Origin of the sequence: Curtobacterium sp. 9128, assembly GCF_900086645.1 — a bacterium.
Classification (GTDB): domain Bacteria; phylum Actinomycetota; class Actinomycetes; order Actinomycetales; family Microbacteriaceae; genus Curtobacterium.
In genome coordinates this window covers 3,844,215-3,866,541 of the sequence record NZ_LT576451.1, presented here as the reverse complement: position 1 = coordinate 3,866,541, position 22,327 = coordinate 3,844,215, and the positions used below count along the sequence as shown (strand labels likewise).

Annotated in this window: 22 protein-coding genes; 14 read left to right on the top strand and 8 right to left on the bottom strand. The window is 68.1% G+C overall.

The annotated features are described in order from the left end of the window. Window positions 1–28 precede the first annotated feature (28 nt). Together QK288_RS18455 and QK288_RS18450 are read right to left on the bottom strand one after the other, a co-directional pair. Window positions 29–892 carry an NAD(P)-dependent oxidoreductase gene (locus QK288_RS18455; protein WP_281265727.1) on the bottom strand — a complete coding sequence of 288 codons (864 nt, stop codon included), beginning with the start codon at window positions 890–892 and terminating at the stop codon, window positions 29–31. 100 nt (window positions 893–992) lie between these two features. Next, window positions 993–1,583: a TetR/AcrR family transcriptional regulator gene (locus QK288_RS18450; protein ID WP_281265726.1), complete on the bottom strand. Its 591-nt coding sequence runs from the start codon at window positions 1,581–1,583 to the stop codon at window positions 993–995. A gap of 131 nt (window positions 1,584–1,714) precedes the next feature. On the opposite strand from QK288_RS18450, the gene QK288_RS18445 reads away from it, so the two are divergent. Further along, window positions 1,715–2,983 carry an MFS transporter gene (locus QK288_RS18445; protein ID WP_281265725.1) on the top strand — a complete coding sequence of 423 codons (1,269 nt, stop codon included), beginning with the start codon at window positions 1,715–1,717 and terminating at the stop codon, window positions 2,981–2,983. 38 nt (window positions 2,984–3,021) lie between these two features. Beyond that, window positions 3,022–5,499, top strand: a complete 2,478-nt coding sequence (locus tag QK288_RS18440) for a glycoside hydrolase family 3 C-terminal domain-containing protein (protein WP_281265724.1) — start codon at window positions 3,022–3,024, stop codon at window positions 5,497–5,499. Window positions 5,500–5,932: 433 nt separating this feature from the next. On the opposite strand, the gene QK288_RS18435 is transcribed toward QK288_RS18440, so the two are convergent. Continuing rightward, complete coding sequence (locus QK288_RS18435; RefSeq protein ID WP_281265723.1) at window positions 5,933–6,943, bottom strand: LLM class flavin-dependent oxidoreductase; 1,011 nt, start codon at window positions 6,941–6,943, stop codon at window positions 5,933–5,935. A 75-nt stretch (window positions 6,944–7,018) separates the two neighbouring features. Between QK288_RS18435 and QK288_RS18430 the strand changes: the two genes are divergently transcribed. Then, window positions 7,019–9,574 carry a DEAD/DEAH box helicase gene (locus QK288_RS18430; protein WP_281265722.1) on the top strand — a complete coding sequence of 852 codons (2,556 nt, stop codon included), beginning with the start codon at window positions 7,019–7,021 and terminating at the stop codon, window positions 9,572–9,574. Between the two features lie 88 nt (window positions 9,575–9,662). Continuing rightward, entirely contained in the window at window positions 9,663–9,914 is a 252-nt protein-coding gene (locus tag QK288_RS18425) for a DUF6458 family protein (protein WP_071291234.1), read from the top strand. A 36-nt stretch (window positions 9,915–9,950) separates the two neighbouring features. Here the strand turns inward: QK288_RS18425 and QK288_RS18420 are convergent, their stop codons facing one another. After that, window positions 9,951–11,015: an aldehyde reductase gene (locus QK288_RS18420; protein ID WP_281265721.1), complete on the bottom strand. Its 1,065-nt coding sequence runs from the start codon at window positions 11,013–11,015 to the stop codon at window positions 9,951–9,953. Between the two features lie 103 nt (window positions 11,016–11,118). Here QK288_RS18420 and QK288_RS18415 point away from each other — a divergent pair, with 103 nt between their 5' ends. Further along, on the top strand, window positions 11,119–11,955 hold the full coding sequence (locus QK288_RS18415) for a helix-turn-helix transcriptional regulator (protein ID WP_281265720.1): 837 nt from the start codon (window positions 11,119–11,121) through the stop codon (window positions 11,953–11,955). A 95-nt stretch (window positions 11,956–12,050) separates the two neighbouring features. On the opposite strand, the gene QK288_RS18410 is transcribed toward QK288_RS18415, so the two are convergent. Together QK288_RS18410 and QK288_RS18405 are read right to left on the bottom strand one after the other, a co-directional pair. Next, window positions 12,051–12,251: a type II toxin-antitoxin system VapB family antitoxin gene (locus QK288_RS18410; protein ID WP_281265719.1), complete on the bottom strand. Its 201-nt coding sequence runs from the start codon at window positions 12,249–12,251 to the stop codon at window positions 12,051–12,053. 22 nt (window positions 12,252–12,273) lie between these two features. Next, the gene (locus QK288_RS18405) at window positions 12,274–12,795 is read right to left on the bottom strand and encodes a ribonuclease H (protein ID WP_281265718.1); all 522 of its coding nucleotides are present in this window, start codon (window positions 12,793–12,795) and stop codon (window positions 12,274–12,276) included. An 88-nt stretch (window positions 12,796–12,883) separates the two neighbouring features. Between QK288_RS18405 and QK288_RS18400 the strand changes: the two genes are divergently transcribed. The 3 genes from QK288_RS18400 to QK288_RS18390 are packed head-to-tail and all read left to right on the top strand — an operon-like array spanning window position 12,884 to window position 13,606. Continuing rightward, window positions 12,884–13,120 carry a hypothetical protein gene (locus QK288_RS18400; RefSeq protein ID WP_281265717.1) on the top strand — a complete coding sequence of 79 codons (237 nt, stop codon included), beginning with the start codon at window positions 12,884–12,886 and terminating at the stop codon, window positions 13,118–13,120. Beyond that, window positions 13,117–13,338: a hypothetical protein gene (locus tag QK288_RS18395; RefSeq protein WP_281265716.1), complete on the top strand. Its 222-nt coding sequence runs from the start codon at window positions 13,117–13,119 to the stop codon at window positions 13,336–13,338. Before QK288_RS18400 ends, QK288_RS18395 begins: the two co-directional genes overlap by 4 nt. 46 nt (window positions 13,339–13,384) lie before the next feature. After that, window positions 13,385–13,606 carry a hypothetical protein gene (locus tag QK288_RS18390; protein ID WP_281265715.1) on the top strand — a complete coding sequence of 74 codons (222 nt, stop codon included), beginning with the start codon at window positions 13,385–13,387 and terminating at the stop codon, window positions 13,604–13,606. Here QK288_RS18390 and QK288_RS18385 read toward each other — a convergent pair. Together QK288_RS18385 and QK288_RS18380 are read right to left on the bottom strand one after the other, a co-directional pair. Continuing rightward, window positions 13,603–14,421 carry an aldo/keto reductase gene (locus tag QK288_RS18385; RefSeq protein ID WP_281265714.1) on the bottom strand — a complete coding sequence of 273 codons (819 nt, stop codon included), beginning with the start codon at window positions 14,419–14,421 and terminating at the stop codon, window positions 13,603–13,605. The two genes, QK288_RS18390 and QK288_RS18385, sit on opposite strands and share 4 nt — an antisense overlap. Before the next feature lie 255 nt (window positions 14,422–14,676). After that, window positions 14,677–15,882, bottom strand: coding sequence for an MFS transporter (locus QK288_RS18380; protein WP_281265713.1), 1,206 nt, complete (start codon window positions 15,880–15,882; stop codon window positions 14,677–14,679). Window positions 15,883–16,270: 388 nt separating this feature from the next. Between QK288_RS18380 and nrdH the strand changes: the two genes are divergently transcribed. The 6 genes from nrdH to QK288_RS18350 all read left to right on the top strand — a co-directional run bounded on the left by nrdH (window position 16,271) and on the right by QK288_RS18350 (window position 22,249). Next, window positions 16,271–16,504, top strand: coding sequence for a glutaredoxin-like protein NrdH (nrdH, locus tag QK288_RS18375; protein WP_022904483.1), 234 nt, complete (start codon window positions 16,271–16,273; stop codon window positions 16,502–16,504). A gap of 101 nt (window positions 16,505–16,605) precedes the next feature. Continuing rightward, window positions 16,606–17,022 carry a class Ib ribonucleoside-diphosphate reductase assembly flavoprotein NrdI gene (gene nrdI, locus QK288_RS18370; protein WP_281265712.1) on the top strand — a complete coding sequence of 139 codons (417 nt, stop codon included), beginning with the start codon at window positions 16,606–16,608 and terminating at the stop codon, window positions 17,020–17,022. A 17-nt stretch (window positions 17,023–17,039) separates the two neighbouring features. Beyond that, entirely contained in the window at window positions 17,040–19,145 is a 2,106-nt protein-coding gene (gene nrdE, locus QK288_RS18365; protein WP_281265711.1) for a class 1b ribonucleoside-diphosphate reductase subunit alpha, read from the top strand. 100 nt (window positions 19,146–19,245) lie between these two features. Next, the gene (gene nrdF, locus QK288_RS18360) at window positions 19,246–20,247 is read left to right on the top strand and encodes a class 1b ribonucleoside-diphosphate reductase subunit beta (protein WP_281265710.1); all 1,002 of its coding nucleotides are present in this window, start codon (window positions 19,246–19,248) and stop codon (window positions 20,245–20,247) included. A gap of 395 nt (window positions 20,248–20,642) precedes the next feature. After that, on the top strand, window positions 20,643–21,053 hold the full coding sequence (locus QK288_RS18355; RefSeq protein WP_281265709.1) for a hypothetical protein: 411 nt from the start codon (window positions 20,643–20,645) through the stop codon (window positions 21,051–21,053). A 260-nt stretch (window positions 21,054–21,313) separates the two neighbouring features. After that, a complete protein-coding gene (locus QK288_RS18350) occupies window positions 21,314–22,249 on the top strand; it encodes a hypothetical protein (protein WP_281265708.1) in 936 nt (311 codons plus the stop codon). The last annotated feature ends 78 nt before the right edge of the window (window positions 22,250–22,327 follow it).

Genomic DNA, 22,327 nt, shown 5'->3' with positions numbered 1-22,327 from the left:
GTGATGCAGCCCACCGTGCCGGTGCTGCTCAGGACCGGTGGTCGCGCCAGCTGTGCTGTGGGTCGTAGCCGAGGAGCTCGCGGGCCTTCTCCGACGACAGCAGCGAGCTGACCCCGTCGATGTCCGCACGACGCTCGATGTCCGGCACGTACCGTTCGACGAGCTCGATGGTCGGGGTGTCCATCACGGTGTCGGGGCTCGCGATGACGAACGCCTCGAAGCCGGTCAGGTCCGCTTCGAGCGCCTTGCGCACGGCCTGGGCGCCGTCGCGGGAGTCGATGTAGGACCACAGGTTGAACGTCTTCGCCTCGGGGGTGGCGTCCCACGGGTACGACGGGTAGTCGGTCTCGTCCATGACGTTCGAGAACCGCAGGCCGATCATCTTCAACGTCGGGTCCCAGCGGGTGAAGTGCCGCGCCATCTCCTCTTCCACGGCCTTGCCGAGCGAGTACGAGGACTGCGGGCGCACCGGGAACTCCTCGTCCACGGGCAGGTAGGGCGGGTGGTGCTCGCCCATCGGGATGCCGAGCAGGGTCTCGCTCGACGCCCACACCACGTTCGTGATCTTCGCGGCACGGGCGGCGTGGAAGACGTTGATGGACGCGGTCACGTTGTTCGTGATGAGCGCGACGTCGGGGACCTGCCCGGGAGCCGGCACCGCCGCGAGGTGCACGACGGCGTCGACGTGGTCGTACCGGTCGTCGATGCCGAGCAGGGCGTTCACCACCTGCCCGTAGTCGGTGAGGTCGATCCGCACGAACTGCACGCGCTCGGGCTTGTCAGGAGACGGGACGCGGTCGAGGAGGACCACGTCGTACCCGTGTTCGTCGAGGTCACGCACCACCGCTCGTCCGAGCTTGCCGCTGCCGCCGGTCACCACTACGCGCGTCATCGCGCCTCCGCTCATCGTCGAGTCGTGCTGTCGGTGTCCATCCTGCACTGCCGGGACCGCCGCAACCAGGCACCAGCGGTACCTGTCCGCGCAGCGCGTGTCAGACGGAGGGGACCGCCTGGGCCACCGCCAGGCGCACGACGAGCTCGACGTGTGCGGCCATGTCGCGCGCGGGGTCGAACAGCCACTGGATCTGCATACCGTCGGACACCGCGAGCAGCACGCTCGTCAGCTCCTCGGCGTCGACGTCGGCGCGGAGCCGGCCGTCCTGCTGCATCGCCCGGAAGTCCGCGGCCATCGTGCGTCGGGAGTTCTCGTAGCGCTGCCGGAAGTACTCGTGCGCCGGGTGGTCCGGGTCGGTCGCAGCCGCGGCGGAGAGGTTCACGAACATCTGGACGAGCCCAGGGACCTCCGCGTTGTGCCGGACGATCGCGGCGAGGAGCTCACCGGGGTCGTTCGCGTGCCAGTCCGCCGCGTTGTCGATGTCGTCGCGGCGCCGGAGGATCTCGACCCAGAGCTCGTCCTTCGAGTCGAAGTAGTGCAGCAGCCCGGCCTGCGTCAGCCCGACCGCGTCGGCGATGTCCTTGATGCTCGTGCGCCGGAACCCCTGCTGAGCGACGAGGTCCAGGGCGACGGTGAGGATCTCCTCGCGCTTCGCGATGCCCTTCGCGTACGAACCCCGTCGTGTCATGGCGAGACTGTACCGCTCCCGGACGATCTCGGAAAACCTAGCGTCAATAGGTTTTGGTGGTACGGTGGCACGAGCCGCCGACGAAGGCGTGCGAGTCGCCGACGCCGGCGGCGCACCCGATGGAGGTTGCAGTGGCGAACGATGCCCTGACCGTTTCCGACACCCCGACCGCAGTCGCACCCACGCGCGGTCGAGGCAGCTCGCTCATGTACACGCTCGGCATGCCGATCGCGATGCTCGGCCTGTACATCGCCCTCCTCCCGCCCGTGCTGGTGGCGATGGCGCTGAAGGTCGCGGAGATCGCGCCGGACGACCAGGCGGGCGTGCTCGGCCTGGCGCTCGGCGTCGGCGCGTTCGCGGCGATGGTCGCCAACCCCCTGGCCGGTCGCTTCAGCGACCGCACGGCCGGGAGGCTCGGCATGCGTCGTCCGTGGATCATCGGTGGCACCGTGGTCGGGTTCGCAGGCCTCGTGGTCGTCGCGACGACGTCCTCCACCGTGGTCCTGGTGCTCGCCTGGGGCGTCACGCAGATCGCGTACAACGCCACGATCGCGGCGCTGACCGCCGTCATGCCGGACCACGTCACGCGGTCCCAGCGCGGACGGGTCGCGGCGCTGCTCGGCCTCTCGCAGAACCTCGCGCTGGTCGGTGGCACGTTCCTCGTGCAGCTCTTCTCGACGTCGGCGACGCAGATGATCGTCCCCGGGGCCATCGGGTCGGCCGTGGTCGTCCTCTACGCGCTGCTCTTCCGCGACCGCGTGCTCACCGAGCGGCCGTCGACGCGCCTCGGCATCGGGCAGCTCTTCGGGTCGTTCGTGTTCAACCCCGTGAAGCACCCCGACCTCGGCTGGGCCTGGCTCACCCGGTTCATGATGGTCGCCGCGCAGTACACCGCCGTGAGCTACCTCACCTACTTCCTCCGCGACGACATCGGGGTCGAGCCCGCCCACGTCGCGAACGCCGTCTTCCAGGGCACGCTCTGGAACGTCGTCGGCATCGTCCTCACCTCGCTCATCGCCGGGTGGTTGTCCGACAGGCTCGGGCGCCGCAAGCTCTTCGTGGCGGTCGCCGGGATCGTCGGCGTCGTCGGACTCGTGCTCATCGCGACCGCGCCGTCGCTCGGCACGGTGCTGGTCGGCGAGTTCGTGATGGGTGCCGGAATGGGCGTCTTCTACGCCGTCGACCTCGCGCTGATCACGGACGTGCTGCCGTCCGACGAGGACAATGCGAAGGACCTCGGCGTCGTGAACATCGCGCAGGCCCTGCCCCAGTCGATCGTGCCGGCGGCGGCCCCGGGCGTGATCGCCCTGACCGGCGGGTACAGCGGCTTCTTCATCACCGGCGCGGTCGTCGGACTACTCGGGATCGCCTCGGTCTCGCGCATCCGCGGCGTCCGCTGACCGACTCCTCCTGGCTCTGAACGAAAGGAACGACCATCGTGACCACCGTGAACGACGTGAGCACAGCCTCCGGTGCGGCCCCGCTGGACGAGCGCATCGGCGCGCTCGTCGACCAGCTGACCACCGAGGAGAAAGTGCAGCTGCTCACCGGACGAGACTTCTGGACGACCTGGCCGATCGAGAAGATCGGGCTGCGGCGCATCCTGATGTCGGACGGTCCGTCCGGGGTCCGCGGCGAGGTGTGGGACGAGCGCGACCCGTCGCTGAACCTGCCGTCCGCCACCGCCCTGAGCGCCTCGTGGGACCGTGCGATCGCGAAGCGCTACGGCGCCGCCGCGGCAGTCGAGGCCCGCCGCAAGGGCGTCGACGTCGTCCTCGGCCCGACCATCAACCTGCACCGCTCGCCCCTCGGCGGTCGACACTTCGAGGCGTTCAGCGAGGACCCGGTGCTCACCGGCGACCTCGCCGCATCGTACGTCGACGGGGTGCAGGAGAACGGCGTCGCCGCGACCCCGAAGCACTACATCGCGAACGACTACGAGACCGACCGCTTCACCGCGTCGACCGAGGTGTCCGACCGTGCGCTCCGCGAGCTCTACCTGCTCGCGTTCGAGAAGGCCGTCACCGAGGCGCACGCCTGGGCGATCATGTCCTCCTACAACTCGATCAACGGCGTCACCGCGTCCGAGAACGAGCTGCTCGAGACGCCGCTGAACTCCGAGTGGGGCTTCGACGGCATCGTCGTGTCCGACTGGACCGGCGTCCGCTCGGTCGACTCGGCGAAGGCGTCGCAGGACGTCGCGATGCCCGGACCGAACCAGTGGTGGAGCGATGGGCCGCTGCTGGCCGCCGTCGAGTCCGGCGAGGTCCCGATCGCGGCGATCGACCGCAAGGTCCGTCGCATCCTGACCCTGGCCGCCCGGGTCGGAGCGCTGTCCGGGTTCGATGCCGTCGCGGCGGAGCCAGTGAACGTCGAGGACGGCATCGCGTTCGTCCGCGAGGCCGAGGCCGAGGGGACCGTCCTCGTCCGGAACTCCGGGATCCTGCCGCTCGATGCGCCCGCGCTCGCCCGGATCGCCGTCATCGGCCACAACGCCGACCAGGCCCGCACGCAGGGTGGCGGCTCGGCCACGGTCGTGCCGTCGCAGGTCGTCTCGCCGCTCGACGGCATCCGCGCGGCGTTCCCGTCCGCGACCGTCGACTACGCGATCGGCGCCGTCGTGCAGGAGGGCATCGCGGAGTTCCCGCTGTCCACGATCACGAACCCGGCCACCGGGCAGCCAGGCGCGCGCGTGGCGTTCGTGCGCGACGGATCCGAGCTGTACGTGGAGGACCGCCGCGCGACGGCGCTCTTCTGGTTCGGCGGCGACGCCCCCACGCGCGAGGCCGACCGCCTCGACATCACCACGACCTACACGGCACCGACGACCGGCACCGTCCGGATCGGCATCGGCGCTGCTGGTCGATCGCGCATGTGGATCGACGGGTCGCTCGTCCTGGACGAGGACGTGCCGTTCGAGGGCGACCAGCTCGGCGCGGCGTTCCTCAACCCGCCGGCACGCTCCGTGCCCGTCTCGGTGACGGCCGGCCAGCAGGTCGCGATCCGCATCGAGTACGACGTCATCCAGGACGAGACGCTGGGCGGGGTGCTCGCGTACCAGTTCGGCACCGAGCCCTCCGACGAGGACCCGTCGGTGCTCATCGCCTCCGCCGTCGATGCCGCTCGTGGCGCCGACGTCGCCGTGGTCGTGGTGGGGACGAATTCCAAGGTCGAGTCCGAGGGCTACGACCGCTCGTCCCTGTCGCTCCCCGGGCACCAGGACGAACTCGTCGCCGCCGTCGCCGCCGTGAACCCGAACACGATCGTGCTCGTCAACGCCGGCTCCCCGGTCGAGATGCCGTGGCGGAACGACGTCGCCGCGGTCCTCCTCACCTGGTTCGGCGGGCAGGAGTACGGCAACGCGGTCGCCGACGTGCTCACCGGCGCGTCGGAGCCGGGCGGGCGCCTCCCCACGACGTGGCCGGTCGCCATGTCGGACGTCCCCGTGCTCGACGTCACGCCGGTCGACGGTGTCGTCCGCTACGACGAGGGCGTGCACATCGGGTACCGGGCCTGGCTTCGCGCCGGGGTACAGCCCGCGTACCCGTTCGGCCACGGTCTGGGGTACACGACCTGGACGATCGACGGCGTCACCGCGACGCCGACCGTGCGCGAGGGGGACGCGGTGATCGTGACCGCGACCGTCGCGAACACCGGATCGCGTGCCGGCAAGCACGTCGTGCAGGTCTACGCCTCGCGGGAGACGTCCGCGATCGACCGTCCCGTCCGCTGGCTCGTGGGGTTCGCCCCCGTGCGCCTCGGCGCGGGGGAGTCGACCGAGGTCTCGATCGAGGTGCCGGCGAGGGCGTTCGCGCACTGGGACGGCGCGTGGGCGTACGAGCTGGGCACCTTCACCCTGCACGTCGGCGCGTCGGTCGCAGATGCGGCGGGAACGGTGACCCTCGAACTGGAGTGAGCCCGGTCGCATCCGGTTTCCGCGCACCGGTCAGGTGTGTTCAGTAGCATGGAAAGAGCGTCAGGCGGCTGGTTACCGTCGACGCGCGCACCGACATGGGATCGCCGCGTGAGCGACACGGCCTCCTGATCCGGCCGATGGAGCCCCGGCGGTCCCGGTGCGTCATGGTGCGCCCCCGCTTCTGCGGGGGCGCATCTCTTCTTCCACGCGGAGGTTTTTCCGTATGCGGAATATGTCGTGACGAATCATCACGATTCGCTGAATCGGGGCGTCCGGGTTGTGACAAACAACGCGGATGGTGGAACGATGAGTGCACCATCCCGTACGGATCAGGGACGAGATGGTCATCCGGCGGGAGCCCCGAGACTCACCAACTCGTGCTGGGCTCCGCCGGATGCCTGAGATCCGTCCTGTGGTCCGTCGGCTCGTGGGTTCAGCCCAGGTGCGGGGCGATCTGTTCGGCGATGACCGTCAGGATCCGCTCGTGCGACGCGGCGTCGCCGTTCGCCGGCAGGGTGATCACGAGTTCGTCGGTCGCGGCCACGGCGGGGTCGGCGCGCAGGGCCTCGACGATCGCCGCCGGCTCGCCGGACAGCACCTTGCTGAACCGGAACGGCGGGTTGCCGGACAGCGGCCGTCCATCGTCGTCCATCCCCGACGCGTAGCCGGTGAGGAACTCCTCGTGCACGGCACAGTCGTGGTCGTCGAGGAGCGGGACGACGATGCGGCCGACGGCGACCTTCGGCGTGCGATCGGGGTGCAGCTCGGCGAAGCGCTCCCGGTACGCCGCGATCTGCGCGGCCTGCGCGACGGCGAAGGGCTCGCCGGTGTCCTCGGTGTTCAGGGTCGAGCAGTGCAGCAGCAGGCCCTTCTCGGCCGTCCGGACCGCGGTGCCCATGCTGCCGCCGCCCCACCACACACGGCTCCGCAGTTCCGGGCTGATTGGCTGCAGCGTCAGGTCCGTGTCAGCAGGGATGCTCTCGTACCCCTTGCCCGAGGTGCCGAGGGGCTCCCCGTCGAGGACCTCGAGCAGCCGAGCCGCGCGGGCTTCTGCCTCGTCGCGGAAGCTCCGCTCGGTCGCGCCGAACACCGGGTCGAGGATCGGGCCGTACCCGGCGATCCCCGTGCTGATCCCGAGCTGCACGCGGCCGCCGCTGAGCAGGTCGACGGTGCTGGCGTCCTCGGCGAGACGCACCGGGTCCTCGTAGCGCATCCCGAGCACCGCCGTGCCGAAGCCGATCGTGCTGGTCCGCTGCGCGGCCGCGGCGAAGAAGGTCATCGGGCTCGTGAGGAAGGGCTCGAAGTGCCGTCCGCGCACCCACCCCGTGCCGTACCCCAGGCGTTCGGCGGTCTCGAAGAGCCGCAGGCCGTCCTCGAGGGCGGCGGCAGCACCGGCCGGACCACCGTGGTTCGGGACGAAGGAGAGGAAGCCGAGTTCGCGCACGACGTGAGTCTATGCGCGCGTATCGAGCCGGACCTCCCGACCGTCGCCACGCCACCATGCTGGGAGGATGGGGACATGACCGACGTCACCGTCCACGCCCCGCTCGTCGCCGCGATCCCTGCGGCCGTCGGCGGCGCCGTCGACCCCGACGCCGTCTACGAGGCCTTCGCGGACTGGGCCGCCAGCGGCGGCCGCCCGCTGTACCCGGCGCAGGACGAGGCCGTCATCGAACTCGTGTCCGGCGCGAACGTGATCCTCAGCACCCCGACCGGCACCGGGAAGTCCCTCGTGGCCGCCGGTGCGCACTTCGCGGCGCTCGCCGAGGGCAAGCGGAGCTACTACACCGCGCCGATCAAGGCGCTGGTGTCCGAGAAGTTCTTCCAGCTCGTGGACCTGTTCGGTGCCCAGAACGTCGGCATGGTCACCGGCGACTCCAGCGTCAACGCCGACGCCCCGATCGTGTGCTGCACGGCCGAGATCCTCGCGAACCTCGCCTTGCGACAGGGGCCGGACGCCGACGTCGACGTCGTGGTGATGGACGAGTTCCACTTCTACGGCGACGCCGACCGCGGCTGGGCCTGGCAGGTGCCGCTCCTGGTGCTCGAGCGGGCGCAGTTCCTGCTGATGTCGGCGACCCTCGGCGACGTGACGACCATCGCGGACGACCTCTCGCGGCGCACCGGGCGGCCGACCGCTCGTGTGACCGGGGTGTCCCGTCCGGTGCCACTGTCGTACGAGTACGTGGTGACGCCGGTGCAGGAGACCGTCGAACGCCTGCTCGAGGAGGGCAAGGCACCGGTGTACATCGTGCACTTCGCGCAGGCAGCGGCGCTCGAGCGTGCGCAGGCGCTCATGTCGGTCCGCGTTGCCGATCGTGCGCGTCGGGATGCCATCGCGGAGGCGATCGCCGGGTTCCGGTTCAGCGCCGGGTTCGGGCAGACGCTCTCCCGGCTGATCCGCGCCGGGATCGGGGTGCACCACGCGGGCATGCTGCCGAAGTACCGTCGGCTCGTCGAGCAGCTCGCCCAGCGCGGGCTCCTGCCGGTGATCTGCGGCACTGACACCCTCGGCGTCGGCATCAACGTGCCGATCCGCACGGTGCTGCTGACCGGGCTGACGAAGTTCGACGGCACGAAGATGCGGCAGCTGTCCGCGCGGGAGTTCCACCAGATCGCGGGTCGTGCCGGACGGGCCGGGTACGACACCGAGGGCGACGTCGTCGCGGAGGCGCCCGAGCACGACATCGAGAACGCCCGGGCAGTCGCCAAGGCCGGGGACGACCCGAAGAAGAAGAACAAGGTCAAGAAGAAGAAGGCCCCGGACGGGTTCGTCTCGTGGGGGCAGGCGTCCTTCGAGCGGCTCATCCAGGCCGAGCCCGAGCCGATGGTGTCCAGGATGCGGATCACCCACGCGATGGTGCTGTCCGTCGTCGCCCGCGGTGGCTCGGCCTTCGACGAGGTCCGGTCGCTGGTGTTCGACAACCACGAGCCCCGTGCCAGGCAGCTCGCGATGGCCAGGCGTGCGCTGACGATCGCCAGGACGTTGATCAACGCCGGCGTGATCGAGAAGGCCGACGGCACCTACCGGCTGACGGTTGACCTGCAGGCGAACTTCGCCCTCAACCAGCCACTGTCGCCGTTCGCGCTCGCCGCCTTCGAGCTGCTCGACCCGGAGTCGCCCACGTACGCCCTCGACATGGTGTCCATCGTCGAAGCCACCCTCGACGACCCGCGCGCGATCCTGTCGCAGCAGCAGTTCAAGGAGCGCGGCGAGGCGGTGGCGCGGATGAAGCAGGAGGGCATCGAGTACGAGGAACGCATGGAGCTCCTCGAGGAGGTCACCTGGCCGCGTCCGCTGTCCGAGCTGCTGGAAGCGGCGTACGAGGCCTACGCGGCCGAGCAACCGTGGGTGCTCGACTTCACGCTGTCGCCGAAGGCTGTCGTCCGCGACATGTACGAACGGGCGATGACCTTCGGGGACTTCGTGCGGTTCTACCAGCTCACCCGCTCCGAGGGGCTCGTGCTGCGGTACCTCTCCGACGCCTACCGGACGATGCGGCAGACGATCTCCGACGAGCAGCGGACCGACGAGCTCGACGACCTGATCGAGTGGCTCGGCGAGCTCGTCCGGCAGGTGGACTCCTCGCTCGTCGACGAGTGGGAGGCGCTGGTCAACGGGGATCTGTCGCTCGCGGCGGCGGAGCACGAGGAGATCGCCCCGCCGCAGCCCGCCCGGCTCACCGGCAACGTGCGGGCCTTCCGGGTCCTGGTGCGCAACGCCTTGTTCCAGCGGGTGCTCCTCGCCGCGCGGGACGACGTCGAGGGGCTCGGGGCGCTCGACGGCGCCGCCGGGTTCGACGCCGACGCGTGGGACGCCGTGCTCGAGGAGTACTACGAGGCGCACGACGACGTCGGGACGGACGCTGACGCGCGGTCGATGCAGTACCTGGTGCTGTCCGAAGAGGGCCGGACGTGGCGCGCTCGACAGATCTTCGCCGACCCCTCCGGGGACAAGGACTTCGGGTTCTCGGCGACGATCGACCTCGACGCGTCCGACGAGGCGGGCGAGGCCGTCGTGCGGGTCACCGAGATCGGGCGGTTCGACGGGTGGGCCGAGGTCGACGTCGACTGAGGCGCTGACCATCCCCGGTGCGCAGCAGCGACCGGGCGGTGCCGCTTCCGGGTAGCGTCTCGTGGACCACCATCGAGAGGAACGCGCCATGCGCATCGGATCCAGCATCGCCCTGATCGTGATCGGCGCGATCGTCGCCTTCGCGCTGAACATCCAGCTGGCCGGGGTGGACCTCCGGCTCATCGGCTACATCCTGATGGCCGCAGGGGTCGTCCTGCTGATCATCAGCCTCGCGGTGGCGTTCGGGGGGCGTCGGACGACGACCACCACGCGCTCCGGGGTCGACCCGGCGTCCGGCGAGCAGATCACGCGTCAGGACCGGCGCGACGGGACCTACTGACCCGGGACCTACTGACCCGGACCTACTGAGCCGGACCTACTGAGCCGGGACCGCGGGTCCTTCTCCGGCCTGCGCGCGTCGGACGAGGCTGCGTCCTGCGTCCGCGATCGCCTCGTGCGCGTCCCGCGGCGTCCATCCCAGCACCGTGCGTGCCCGCTCGTTCGACGTCCGCTTGGCGTAGCCGAGATCGGGGACCATCGCGCGGAACTGCGGCTGGGTCTCCGCCGCCGCGCGCACGGCGTCGTCGGGGAGGACCTCCGTCGGGACCTTCGCCGCGTCGTCGCCGAGGTGTTCGCGGAGCGTGGTCGCGATCTCGTGCAGCTCGAGTGCCGGTCCGTTCGACAGCAGGAATCGCTTGCCGGCGGCGTCCTGGACGTCGATGGCGCTGACGTGCGCGGCGGCGACGTCCCGCACGTCGACGATCGGGATGAACAGGCGCGGCGTCGCCGGCATCGAACCGTTCAGCATCGACTGCAGGATGTGGTTCGCCCCGGACGCGGTGCCGCCCATCGCCGGACCCATCACCGCGACGGGCAACATGGTGACGAGTTCCAGGTCGGTTCCCTCGACGAGGTCCCACGCGGCGCGCTCGGCCAGGGTCTTGCTCCTGCCGTAGGCGTCGACTCCGGGGCCGTCGAGCACGGTCCAGTCGGACTCGGTGAACACGTGGTCGGTGTGCGGGTGACCCCAGCTGACCGCGTGGAACGCCGACGTCAGTACCACGCGGCGGACCCCGGCGGCCCGCGCGGCGCTGAGCACGCGGGTCGTTCCCTCGACAGCGGGGCGGATGACCGCGTCCTCGTCCTCCACGTGACCGGGCATCACGGGGGACGCCACGTGCAGGACGGTGTCGACACCGTCGACTGCTGCTGCCCAGCCGCTGTCGGACAGCAGGTCGGCAGCGACGAACTCCAGCCGGTCGTCAGCAGTCATCCCCGCGTCGTGCAGCACGGCCCGGATGTCTGGTTCACGTGACAGCGAACGGATCGTCGTGCGGACCTCGTACCCGGCGTCGAGGAGCTGCAGGATGCAGTGGCCGGCGATGAAGCCAGATCCGCCGGTGACGAGGACGCGAGTGCTGGTGCTGGGAGTCGTGGACATGAGTCCCACCCTCGCGCGGCACCGTCGGGTGTTCCAGACCGCTCCGCTCCTGGTAGCGGGGCGACCAGGCAGCGAGGACGGCATCCGGCCTAGCGTGGGAGCCATGACCGGCGCGACCAACCCCCTCGGCGAGTTCCTGCGCGCCAGGCGCGAGCTCGTGACCCCGGAGCAGGCCGGCATCCCGGTCGTCGGAGTTCGCCGGGTCGCCGGGCTCCGTCGCGAGGAGGTCGCGATGCTGTCGGGGATCAGCAGCGAGTACTACCTGCGGCTCGAGCAGGGGCGCTACCGGAACCCGTCCGTGCAGGTGCTCGAGGCGATCGCGCGGGTGCTGCAGCTCGACGAGGAGACCACCGCGTACCTGCTGGGGCTCGTCGTGGCGCAGCCGCACGTCGCACGCCGGCGCCGTCCCGCTCGAGAGACCGTCCCCGGGAGCCTCCGGGCGTTCGTCGACGGCCTCGGCACGCCCGCGTTCATCGAGGGTCGCTACCTCGACGTGCTGGCCGCGAACCCGCTCGCCGCGGCACTGTCACCGCGCCTGGTCGTCGGGGCGAACCGGCTCCGCGACGTGTTCCTCGACGCGGAGGAGCGGGCGCTGTTCGTGGACTGGGAGGCCGCGACCGAGGGGCTCGTCGCGTCGTTCCGGCAGTCCGTCGGCACCTCCATCGACGACCCCCGGTGTGTCGAGCTCGTCGGGCAGCTGTCCATCGCGAGTCCGCGGTTCCAGCGGCTCTGGGGACGACACGACATCGGCGGGCGCCGTGGTGCGCTGATGCGGTTCGACCACCCGGTCGTCGGCGAGATCAACCTGCACCGGGAGAAGCTCGTGCCCGCCGAGGCGCAGAACCTCACCGTGGCGATCTACCACGCCGATGCGGGCAGCCCCGATGCCGACAAGCTGGCGCTCCTCGCTGCTTCCGTCCAGGCGGTCGTCGGGTCCTGATCAGGCCTGCTCGGCGAGGTACTCGTGCCGGAACTCGTCCACGCTCGAGCGTCCCGCTCTCCACCAGACGGAGTTGTCGACGAAGTAGGTCGCCATCAGGGGCGGAGTTCGTCCGCCGCGGTGGGGTCTTCCGCGAAGTCCCGGGCGATGATGCGCTCGACTGCTGCAGGCTGACGACGGACCGCGATGCGCGTCTCGAGTGCACGTTGGACGACTTCCCGGTTGGAGCGAGCGCCGGTCAGCTGCTTGGCGTCGTCGAGCAGGGGTTGGTCCAGATCGATCGTGGTGACTGCCAAGACGAGCTCCTCGGGGTCGTGATCAGAACAGGGTCGCCGGCGGGGTCGCCTCGGGCAGCGGAGCCGGCTCGGTGACCTCGACGCCGGGCCACCCCGGCCCGTGCGGGACCTCGGTGCGGTTCTGGTAGGCGGTCGCTGCGCCACGGGCACGGACGTCGGCGGCCTCGTTCATCTCGTGACCGACGTGGCCGCGCACCCACTCGAACGTGACCTTGCGGCCCTGGAGTTCCTCGTCGAGCTCCTTGATGATCTCCACGTTCATCACGGGCTTGCCGTCGGCCTTCCGCCAGCCCTTCCGCTTCCACCCGGCGAGCCACTCGGTGCAGGCCTTGATCGCGTACTGGCTGTCGCAGAGGATGTGCAGCGGTTCGTCGGTGCCCTTCGTGGCGCGGAGCAGCTGGAGCACGGCGGTGAGCTCACCGATGTTGTTCGTGGCCTTCGGCCAGCCTCCGGCGGCCCACCGATCGTCGTCGACGTACCAGGCCCAGCCGGCTGGGCCTGGGTTGCCGAGGGCGGAGCCGTCAGCGGCAGCGACGATCGTCACGGGGGTACCTCCTGTGGTGGGGCGAGTTCGAGGTCAACCGTAACGGAGCGTTGCGACACGGCCAGCATCGCTGGGTACGGTGCTCTGCATGCCGATCCCATGGATGGAACGCTCAGGTCGGACTCCCGGAGGAGTCATCGGAGCGTGGTTCAACGTCGTCGTGTGCGCCGGTCTGGTGGTGGCGCTCCCCGTGATCACCGTGACGCAAGGTCACGACCTCGCACACATCGCGTTCGCGGTGTTCCTCACGGCGATCGCGGTCACCCTGGAGGTCGTGTTCATCCGGAACCTGCGGCAGCAGCTCGCCAGGCGGCGCGGTCGATGACCCCGGTGACCTGGTTCGGCATCGGGGCGGTGGTGGTCGCACTCTGGGGCATCACGATCGCGGTGTTCAACCGTTGGGCGCAGTCCATCGGCGGCGACGAGTTCATGAACGGCCGACCGATCACGCCGCGGTTCGTGCGGGTCATCGGCATCTTCCTCGCCGTCCTCGGGACGGTCATCGCGGTCCTGGCGTTTTCCGGCGTGCTGCCCGAGCGCTGATCCCTGCCGAGCAGCCCGCCAGGTACCGCGGGCTACCGTCACGGACATGAGCAACGACGACACCGCGTACAGCCCGTCGAGCGAGCGCGAGACCGAGGCGTCGCAGCATCTGCAGCGCGACGACGACGACCTGCGCGCGGACGGTATCGACCCCTCGAAGGTCACCGCGGCTCCGGGCACCGGCGGTGCGGACGACGCCGGCGACGTCGAGCCGGCACCAGAGGACCTGCACCTGCCGTGGCAATCCGAGGACGACCGCCGCGGCTAGGAGACCGAGTCGGGGTGCGACCCCGTCCGATCGCCCGACTCCAGCCCGGCGATCGCCGCGAGTTCGTCGTCCGTCAGTGCGAAGCCGTCCACGTCGATGTTCGACGCGATGCGTGAGGGCGTGACCGACTTCGGCAGCACCACGACGGACTGCTGCACGTTCCACCGCACGAGCACCTGCGCCACGCTCACCCCGTGCGTCGCCGCGATCCCCGCGAGCACCGGTTCGTCCATGAGTCGCCCACGACCGAGCGGCGACCACGCTTCCGTCACGATGTCGTGCTGCTCGTGGAAGGCGATGAGCTCCCGCTGCGGCAGCCACGGGTGTCGCTCGACCTGGTTCACCGCCGGGACCTCACCGGTCTCCGCGATGATCCGCTCCAGATGGGGCACCTGGAAGTTCGAGACCCCGACGCTGCGCGCCCGCCCGGACTCCCGCAGCTCGACCAGCGTCCGCCAGGTCTCGACGTAGCGGTCGTTCGCCGCGGCCGGCCAGTGGATCAGGTACAGGTCCACCGCGTCGAGCCCGAGCCGGTCGAGGCTGGCGTCGAACGCCCGCAGGGTCGCGTCGCGCCCCTGGTTGCTGTTCCACACCTTGGTGGTCACGAAGACGTCGTCACGGTCCAGCCTGGAGGCCCGGATCGCCTTCCCGACGCCTCTCTCGTTGCCGTACATCTCGGCGGTGTCGACGTGGCGGTATCCGCTGTCGAGTGCGGTTCCGACCGCAGTCTCGGCTTCGGCGTCGTCGACCTTGTACACGCCGAACCCGATGGCGGGGACGGAACGACCGTCGCGGAGGGGGATGGAGGTGACCATGCGTCCATCCTGCCGGTCGAGGCGGGGCCGAGCCGAGCCTCCAGTCCGTTCCGTGGAGAACCGGACCGGCGCGCATCGCTGTGGAGGACGCTCGTTCCGACCCACAACGCCTGCATTAGGAAGCCGAATCGCGCGTAGGAGGTCGGAAGTTCCGACCGACTACGCTCCATTCCGCTTCCTACGCGTGAAATGGCCCAACGCCACCGCCGGGGACGGGGCCGGGGACCGGGGACGGGGCGGGGCAGCACAGCGCCCCTACGTCGGGATGTTCACCGGCTCGGTGTCGGGGATGGGGCTCGCGTCGCGACCACGCAGGTCGGGGAGCCACCGCTTCGCGAACAGCGGCAGCAGCACGCCCACGAACGCCGCAGCGGCCCCGACGAGCATGCCGCCCGTCGCACCGTGCAGGTCGATGAGGAACCCGGCCACCGCGGAACCGAGCGCAGCGCCGATGAGCTGCCCCGTCCCCATCCAGCCGTACGCCTCTGCCGTGTCCGAGAACTTCACCGTCGCCGACACCGAGCCGAACATCACCGCGAGTGCGGGCGCGATCCCACCACCGGCGATGAGGAGCGCGAACGACAGCCACCAGAACCCGGTGCCGAACGTGGCGAGCCCCAGGCCGATGAAGACGATGAGCATGCGGGTCCACAGCGTGTTCGGCGAGATCGGACGGTGGCCGAACGCCAGACCGCCGACCAGGGAGCCGATCGCGAAGATCGCCAGGACGATGCCGGCGTTCGGGCTGCCCTCGCCGAACGCGCTGGTGACCCCGGCCTCGACCGCGGCGCACGCACCGATGAGGAGCATGCCGGTCAGGGTGGCGACCACGACGGACGGGCGCTTGAGCACCACGCCGAACGCGCGCTTGGAGCGGGGGATGCGGACGCGGCCGAGCTCGGGGGAGGCGATGAACCACACGCCGCCGACGACGAGGAACACCATCGCGAGGACGATCGCCTCGACCGTGCCGATCTGCGTCGCGACGAACGTGGTGATGACCGGGCCGGCGACCCAGATGAGCTCCTGCGCACTGGCGTCGAGGGAGAACAGGGGTGTCAGCTGCGTCGACGTGACCATCTTCGGGTAGATGGTGCGGACGGCCGGCTGCACGGGTGGGACGGCCAGACCGCCGATGAACCCGATCACGACGTAGGCCCACAGCGGCATCAGCACGAACGCGATGACGCCCATGCTGGCGAGCGCGACGAGACTCGTGAGGATGAGGACCGGGCGCATGCCCCAGCTGCCCATCCACCGGCTGGTGAGCGGTCCCGCGATGGCCTGCCCGACGCTCGTCGTCGCGAGCACGAGACCAGCGGATCCGTACGAGTGGAACACGTGCTCGACGTGCAGCAGGTAGGCGAGCGAGAGCATCCCGAACGGGAACCTCGCCGTGAGCTGCGCAGCGATCACTCGGCCGACACCGGGGGTCTTCAGCAGGTTGCCGTACGCGCTCACGGGTCGAGTGTACGGACCGGACGGGAGGTCCGTGGGTCGGGTGTCACCCGTCCGGGGGAGGCCTCGGCCGCGACCCCGATCCGGCACGACGGCGACACGCCGATGCGCTCATTCCACACATGTGGATCGAGGCTGTCCACGGGTGTGGGGAAATGTCGGTGGTCGGCCGCAGACTGGCGGAATCACGGGGCTCGCGGGAATCCACAGACTGTGGAGGGCGTTGTGGAGAACTACACGGCTGTAACACTTCCTCTTGTGGTCGGTGCCGTGGTCGGCCACTAGATGTAGTGTGGAGTCCATCGCAGCGGCCCCTTCCCGGACACGTCTGCGCACAGGCATCAGCACCACCTCCACAGCACGAAACAACCAGCAAGAACCAGGGGAGATCATGGCCGTCACCGTCTACACCAAGCCGTCCTGCGTCCAGTGCACCGCGACGTACCGCGCGCTCGACAACAAGGGCATCCAGTACGAAGTGCACGACGTCTCGACGGACGAAGCAGCGCTCGAGCACGTCAAGAGCCTCGGCTACCTGCAGGCGCCCGTCGTCGTCACGGACGACGACCACTGGTCGGGCTTCCGCCCCGACAAGATCGCGACGCTCAGCGCCGAACTGGCCTAGTCCGCCGGGTGGTCGATCCGAGCCCGCTCAGGAGGCTCGGATCACGACCCGCAGACACCCTCCGGTCCGTCAGCCACGCACCTTGTCGTAAGGAGCGCACCATGAGCCGACTCGTCTACTTCTCGAGCGTGTCCGGGTACACCGCACGCTTCATCGAGAAGCTCGGTCGCGATGCTGACCGGATCCCGCTCTACCCGAGCGAACCGTTCCTCCACGTGGACGAACCGTACGTCCTCGTGCTGCCCACCTACGGGGGCGGCAACGGCGACGGGGCGGTCCCCAAGCAGGTCATCAAGTTCCTCAACGACGAACGCAACCGGTCACTGATCCGGGGAGTCATCGTCGGCGGCAACACGAACTTCGGCGAGGCGTACGGCCTCGCGGGGGACGTCATCGCACAGAAGTGCCACGTCCCCGTGCTCTATCGATTCGAACTCTTCGGAACGCCTGACGACGTGCAGGCGGTCAACTCAGGATTGGATGCATTTTGGACGCAGCAGTTGCAGACGTCGATCTGACGTCGCCGACGACGGGGATGGACTACCACTCCCTCAACGCGATGCTCAACCTCTACGACGCGGACGGCAACATCCAGTTCGACAAGGACCGGGAAGCCGCCAAGCAGTTCTTCCTGCAGCACGTCAACCAGAACACCGTCTTCTTCCACAACCTGAAGGAGCGGCTGGACTACCTGGTCGAGAACGAGTACTACGAGCAGGCGACGATCGACCAGTACTCGCTGGACTTCATCCAGAAGCTCAACGACCTGGCCTACTCGAAGAAGTTCCGGTTCCAGACCTTCCTCGGTGCGTTCAAGTACTACACCTCGTACACGCTCAAGACGTTCGACGGCAAGCGCTACCTGGAGCGCTTCGAGGACCGCGTCGTGATGACCGCGCTCGGGCTCGCGCAGGGCAACGAGCAGCTCGCGATCGACCTCGTCGAGGAGATCATCGCCGGCCGTTTCCAGCCAGCGACCCCGACGTTCCTCAACACCGCGAAGGCGCAGCGCGGCGAGCTCGTCTCCTGCTTCCTCCTCCGCATCGAGGACAACATGGAGTCGATCTCGCGCGGCATCAACTCCTCGCTGCAGCTCTCGAAGCGCGGCGGCGGCGTGGCCCTGCTGCTCTCCAACATCCGCGAGGCCGGCGCCCCGATCAAGCAGATCGAGAACCAGTCCTCCGGCATCATCCCCGTGATGAAGCTGCTGGAAGACTCCTTCTCGTACGCCAACCAGCTCGGTGCTCGCCAGGGCGCCGGCGCCGTGTACCTGTCGGCGCACCACCCGGACATCATGCGGTTCCTCGACACCAAGCGCGAGAACGCCGACGAGAAGATCCGCATCAAGACGCTGTCCCTCGGCGTCGTCGTGCCGGACATCACGTTCGAGCTCGCGAAGAACAACGAGGACATGTACCTCTTCTCGCCGTACGACGTCGAGAAGGTCTACGGCGTGCCCTTCGGCGACGTCCCGATCTCCGAGAAGTACCGCGAGATGGTCGACGACTCGCGTATCAAGAAGACGAAGATCAAGGCGCGCGACTTCTTCCAGACCATCGCGGAGATCCAGTTCGAGTCGGGCTACCCGTACATCGTGTTCGAGGACACGGTGAACAAGGCGAACCCGATCAAGGGCCGGATCAACATGTCCAACCTGTGCTCGGAGATCCTGCAGGTCAACACCCCGACGACCTTCAACGAGGACCTGTCCTACAAGGAGATCGGCAAGGACATCTCCTGCAACCTCGGGTCGCTGAACATCGCGCTGACGATGGACTCGCCGGACTTCGGCAAGACCATCGAGACCGCCATCCGCGGCCTGACCTCGGTCTCGCAGATGTCGCACATCAACTCGGTGCGTTCGGTCGAGGACGGCAACGACAAGTCGCACGCCATCGGCCTCGGCCAGATGAACCTGCACGGCTACCTCGCTCGTGAGCGCGTCTACTACGGCTCCGAAGAGGGCATCGACTTCACGAACATCTACTTCTACACGGTGCTGTTCCACGCCCTGCGCGCCTCGAACAACATCGCCATCGAGACCGGGGAGACCTTCGACGGCTTCCGCGACTCGAAGTACGCGTCGGGGGAGTTCTTCGACAAGTACACCGACGCCGTCTGGGCGCCCGCGACCTCGCGCGTCGAGTCGCTGTTCGCTGACGCCGGCATCGCGATCCCCACGCAGGACGACTGGAAGGCGCTGAAGGCGTCCATCCAGGAGCACGGCATCTACAACCAGAACCTGCAGGCCGTGCCGCCGACCGGTTCGATCTCGTACATCAACCACTCCACGTCGTCGATCCACCCGATCGCGTCGAAGATCGAGATCCGCAAGGAAGGCAAGCTCGGTCGCGTCTACTACCCGGCGCCGTTCATGACGAACGACAACCTGGACTACTACCAGGACGCGTACGAGATCGGTGCCGAGAAGATCATCGACACCTACGCCGCGGCGACGCAGCACGTGGACCAGGGCCTGTCCCTGACACTGTTCTTCAAGGACACCGCCACCACGCGCGACATAAACAAGGCGCAGATCTACGCATGGCGCAAGGGCATCAAGACGATCTACTACATCCGTCTCCGCCAGCTCGCGCTCGAGGGCACCGAGGTCGAGGGCTGCGTTTCCTGCATGCTCTGATCGCTGACGCGATCACCTTCCGGACTGGAGGCTCGTGGCGAGCCCGCCACGAGCCTCCAGTCCGCTCCGTTGTTCCACACCACATCCCGGGAAGCACGCAATGACAGTCACCGATCCGGTCCACGCAACCGGCAAGGCCGTTCCCCTGATCCGCGCGGTCAGCGCGATCAACTGGAACCGAATCCAGGACGACAAGGACGTCGAGGTCTGGAACCGCCTCGTCAACAACTTCTGGCTGCCCGAGAAGGTGCCGCTGTCGAACGACGTTCAGTCGTGGAACACGCTCACGCCGGAAGAGCAGCAGCTCACCATGCGGGTGTTCACCGGCCTGACGCTCCTCGACACGATCCAGGGCACCGTCGGCGCGATCAGCCTGATCCCCGACGCGATCACCCCGCACGAAGAAGCGGTCTACACGAACATCGCGTTCATGGAGTCGGTGCACGCGAAGAGCTACTCGTCGATCTTCTCGACCCTGGCGTCGACGCCCGAGATCGACGACGCGTTCCGCTGGTCGGTCGAGAACCCGAACCTGCAGAAGAAGGCGCAGATCGTCCTCGACTACTACACCGGTGACGACCCCCTGAAGCGCAAGGTCGCCTCGACGCTGCTCGAGTCGTTCCTGTTCTACTCGGGCTTCTACCTGCCGATGTACTGGTCCTCGCGCGCCAAGCTCACCAACACCGCTGACCTCATCCGCCTGATCATCCGTGACGAAGCCGTCCACGGGTACTACATCGGGTACAAGTTCCAGAAGGGCCTCGAGGGCCTTTCCGAGGAGCGCAAGCAGGAGATCAAGGACTACACGTTCAACCTGCTGTTCGAGCTCTACGAGAACGAGGTGCAGTACACGCAGGACCTCTACGACCAGGTCGGGCTGACCGAGGACGTCAAGAAGTTCCTGCACTACAACGCGAACAAGGCCCTGATGAACCTCGGGTACGAGCCGATGTTCCCGAAGGAGGCCACGGACGTGAACCCGGCGATCCTGTCGGCGCTGTCGCCCAACGCGGACGAGAACCACGACTTCTTCTCGGGGTCCGGTTCGTCGTACGTGATCGGCAAGGCGGAGAGCACGGAGGACGAGGACTGGGACTTCTGAGCCTGATCTGACTCGTGGCGACGCCCCGTTGGCTTCGGCCGGCGGGGCGTTTTCCGTGTCCGTGTGTCGTCCCGTCAACGAGAACGGGAGCGGACGGGCTATCTGAGACGGGGCTCGTCGACAATCTGAGCCGTTGAGCGGGTAGTCCGCTGGTCTTCCGGCTATCGCGACGGCCGGTGAAGTCGGAGTCGCGGCCGTAGGCTGCGCCAGCACCTTGGCGGCGCTGAGATGCGTACATTCAGCCGTGGCTCAGCTACTGCGACGCGTGATGGGATGGCGGAGTGGATTGGCTATCGAACGGCATCGCGTTTTTAGCGCTGGCCGTGGCAGCGAGCAGTGCCCTCTACACGTGGCGTGAGTCTCGCAGGCAGCGGAGAATGCGAGTCGAAGAGCAAGTGCGCGACATCGCGTTCGCAGCGCTTCGGCCTCTGGAGTATGCCGAGAGCTCGGCGCAGTTGGCGTATGAGTTCGAGAAGCCTCCGTCGATTTTCGCGGAGTTCGAGACGAATGGACTGCACGCCCTGGCCCCGCGGCTTCGAGCGGCCGAAGATCGCAAGGCGGTCGGTGAACTAGCCACGTCGATCGACACCGTGGGCGCTCATTGGGTCGAGACAATCAACGCATGGGAGTGGTGGGACGAGGCTCGACAAGATCCCGAGAACGAAGGCCTCTGGCGGAGCGGCGAAGACGTCGATGCAGCGTTTGCGCTCTTCGACGAACGTCGAGGAGGCTTCATCACCAGATCGGCGCAGCTCCGTAGGGAGCTGCAGGTGATTATCGACCGGATTGACGCACGCCACCGCTGACGGCGTCGCTTCGCTGGCACTCAGTTCGTCAGCGGAGCAAGTAGGGCTGAGCGACGAGCCGCGGAGCGTCCGTTGAGCGACCGGCTAACGGACGCCCGCTACGCCGGGATCGCTCCTGGCGCTGGCGCTATCCGCTTTGCAGGCCAGCGACCTCGCCGCCTCGAGGACTGAGGCAGAGGCATCACCGATGCAGCGGTGGCCCCATGGATGCGCTTCATTGTGCCGCCATGGATGTCCGTGGTCACGGATAGCATCCGACCATGACCGAACCTCTTCTTCGCTCCCTCCGCGAAGTGATGCTCGACGAGACTGAGTCATTGGCCGGTCTGCTGCGAAAGTGTCTCTTGCTCGGTGCCGAGACTGGGTCGGAGTCTTTGAGGACGTGGGCGCGAGCTGAGCTCAAGGGCTACCCGCCCGAGGGTGACGACGTTCCGGCTTACCGAAAGCTCCACGGAGTGCCAATGGTCATGGATTCGATGAGTGGAAATACTTGGGCAAAAGGGCAGAATCTAGCCCTCCTTCAAGTCCCGGCAAAGGCTCGAGAATACGTCCCGGAGTTCATCTCGTTCGTGCAGCCGGTTGAGGAGTTGGCGCAGCTTGCGCAGCAAAAGCATCTCAACTTTGGACACGCAGGCCTCGCGATGGCGCAGACTGTATGGAACAGCGAACTCGGGCCGTATCAAAGTGTCGTTTCGCTTGCGTTTGTTGTCCCTGGCTCTTTCTTGAGTGGGATTTTGGCGCAGGTGCGCACGAATCTTGTCGATATGATCGCTGACCTCACAGCGAGCACTCCCCTAACGGAGTTGCCTGGGCGAGCAAGCGTGGACGCCGCGGTGAGAGAGCATGTGGGTGATGTCTACAACACCACAGTGCTTCAGCAGAGCGGCCCAACGGCGATCGGGCGGCAGTCGTCGGCCAACCCAGGTCTGAGCATCGCGGATGCGGTAACCCTGCTCAAGGAGGTAGCCAAGGCTGCAAATCAGTTGGAGCAGTCAAATCAAGCTGATGTCCAAGCTGCTGTGCGAGACCTCGAGGCCGCGATGACTACAGAGGGAGCTGAGTCGGGTGAAGTCTTGCGACGCACCGGGAAGCTCCGGAGTTTGACCGAAAAGCTTGGTGGTGCCGCTTTGACGGCAGCAACGAGCAGCGTCGTGTCCGCGATCACTGAACTTGCTCTGCAAGGCGCTTTCGGCTGATAGTGGCCACCCATACCGGCGTGAGAGGCGCCGTTACCGGCGCCAACGAAAGCGGGGCACAGCGCCCCGACCGTCCGG

Excerpts from the sequence above, each read along its gene's own strand:
- QK288_RS18455 (WP_281265727.1), bottom strand. The coding sequence starts at position 892 with ATGACGCGCGTAGTGGTGACCGGCGGCAGCGGCAAGCTCGGACGAGCG.
- QK288_RS18450 (WP_281265726.1), bottom strand. The coding sequence starts at position 1,583 with ATGACACGACGGGGTTCGTACGCGAAGGGCATCGCGAAGCGCGAGGAG.
- QK288_RS18430 (WP_281265722.1), top strand. The coding sequence starts at position 7,019 with ATGACCGACGTCACCGTCCACGCCCCGCTCGTCGCCGCGATCCCTGCG.
- QK288_RS18425 (WP_071291234.1), top strand. The coding sequence starts at position 9,663 with ATGCGCATCGGATCCAGCATCGCCCTGATCGTGATCGGCGCGATCGTC.
- QK288_RS18420 (WP_281265721.1), bottom strand. The coding sequence starts at position 11,015 with ATGTCCACGACTCCCAGCACCAGCACTCGCGTCCTCGTCACCGGCGGA.
- QK288_RS18415 (WP_281265720.1), top strand. The coding sequence starts at position 11,119 with ATGACCGGCGCGACCAACCCCCTCGGCGAGTTCCTGCGCGCCAGGCGC.
- QK288_RS18400 (WP_281265717.1), top strand. The coding sequence starts at position 12,884 with ATGCCGATCCCATGGATGGAACGCTCAGGTCGGACTCCCGGAGGAGTC.
- QK288_RS18395 (WP_281265716.1), top strand. The coding sequence starts at position 13,117 with ATGACCCCGGTGACCTGGTTCGGCATCGGGGCGGTGGTGGTCGCACTC.
- QK288_RS18390 (WP_281265715.1), top strand. The coding sequence starts at position 13,385 with ATGAGCAACGACGACACCGCGTACAGCCCGTCGAGCGAGCGCGAGACC.
- QK288_RS18385 (WP_281265714.1), bottom strand. The coding sequence starts at position 14,421 with ATGGTCACCTCCATCCCCCTCCGCGACGGTCGTTCCGTCCCCGCCATC.
- nrdH (WP_022904483.1), top strand. The coding sequence starts at position 16,271 with ATGGCCGTCACCGTCTACACCAAGCCGTCCTGCGTCCAGTGCACCGCG.
- nrdI (WP_281265712.1), top strand. The coding sequence starts at position 16,606 with ATGAGCCGACTCGTCTACTTCTCGAGCGTGTCCGGGTACACCGCACGC.
- nrdE (WP_281265711.1), top strand. The coding sequence starts at position 17,040 with ATGGACTACCACTCCCTCAACGCGATGCTCAACCTCTACGACGCGGAC.
- nrdF (WP_281265710.1), top strand. The coding sequence starts at position 19,246 with ATGACAGTCACCGATCCGGTCCACGCAACCGGCAAGGCCGTTCCCCTG.
- QK288_RS18350 (WP_281265708.1), top strand. The coding sequence starts at position 21,314 with ATGACCGAACCTCTTCTTCGCTCCCTCCGCGAAGTGATGCTCGACGAG.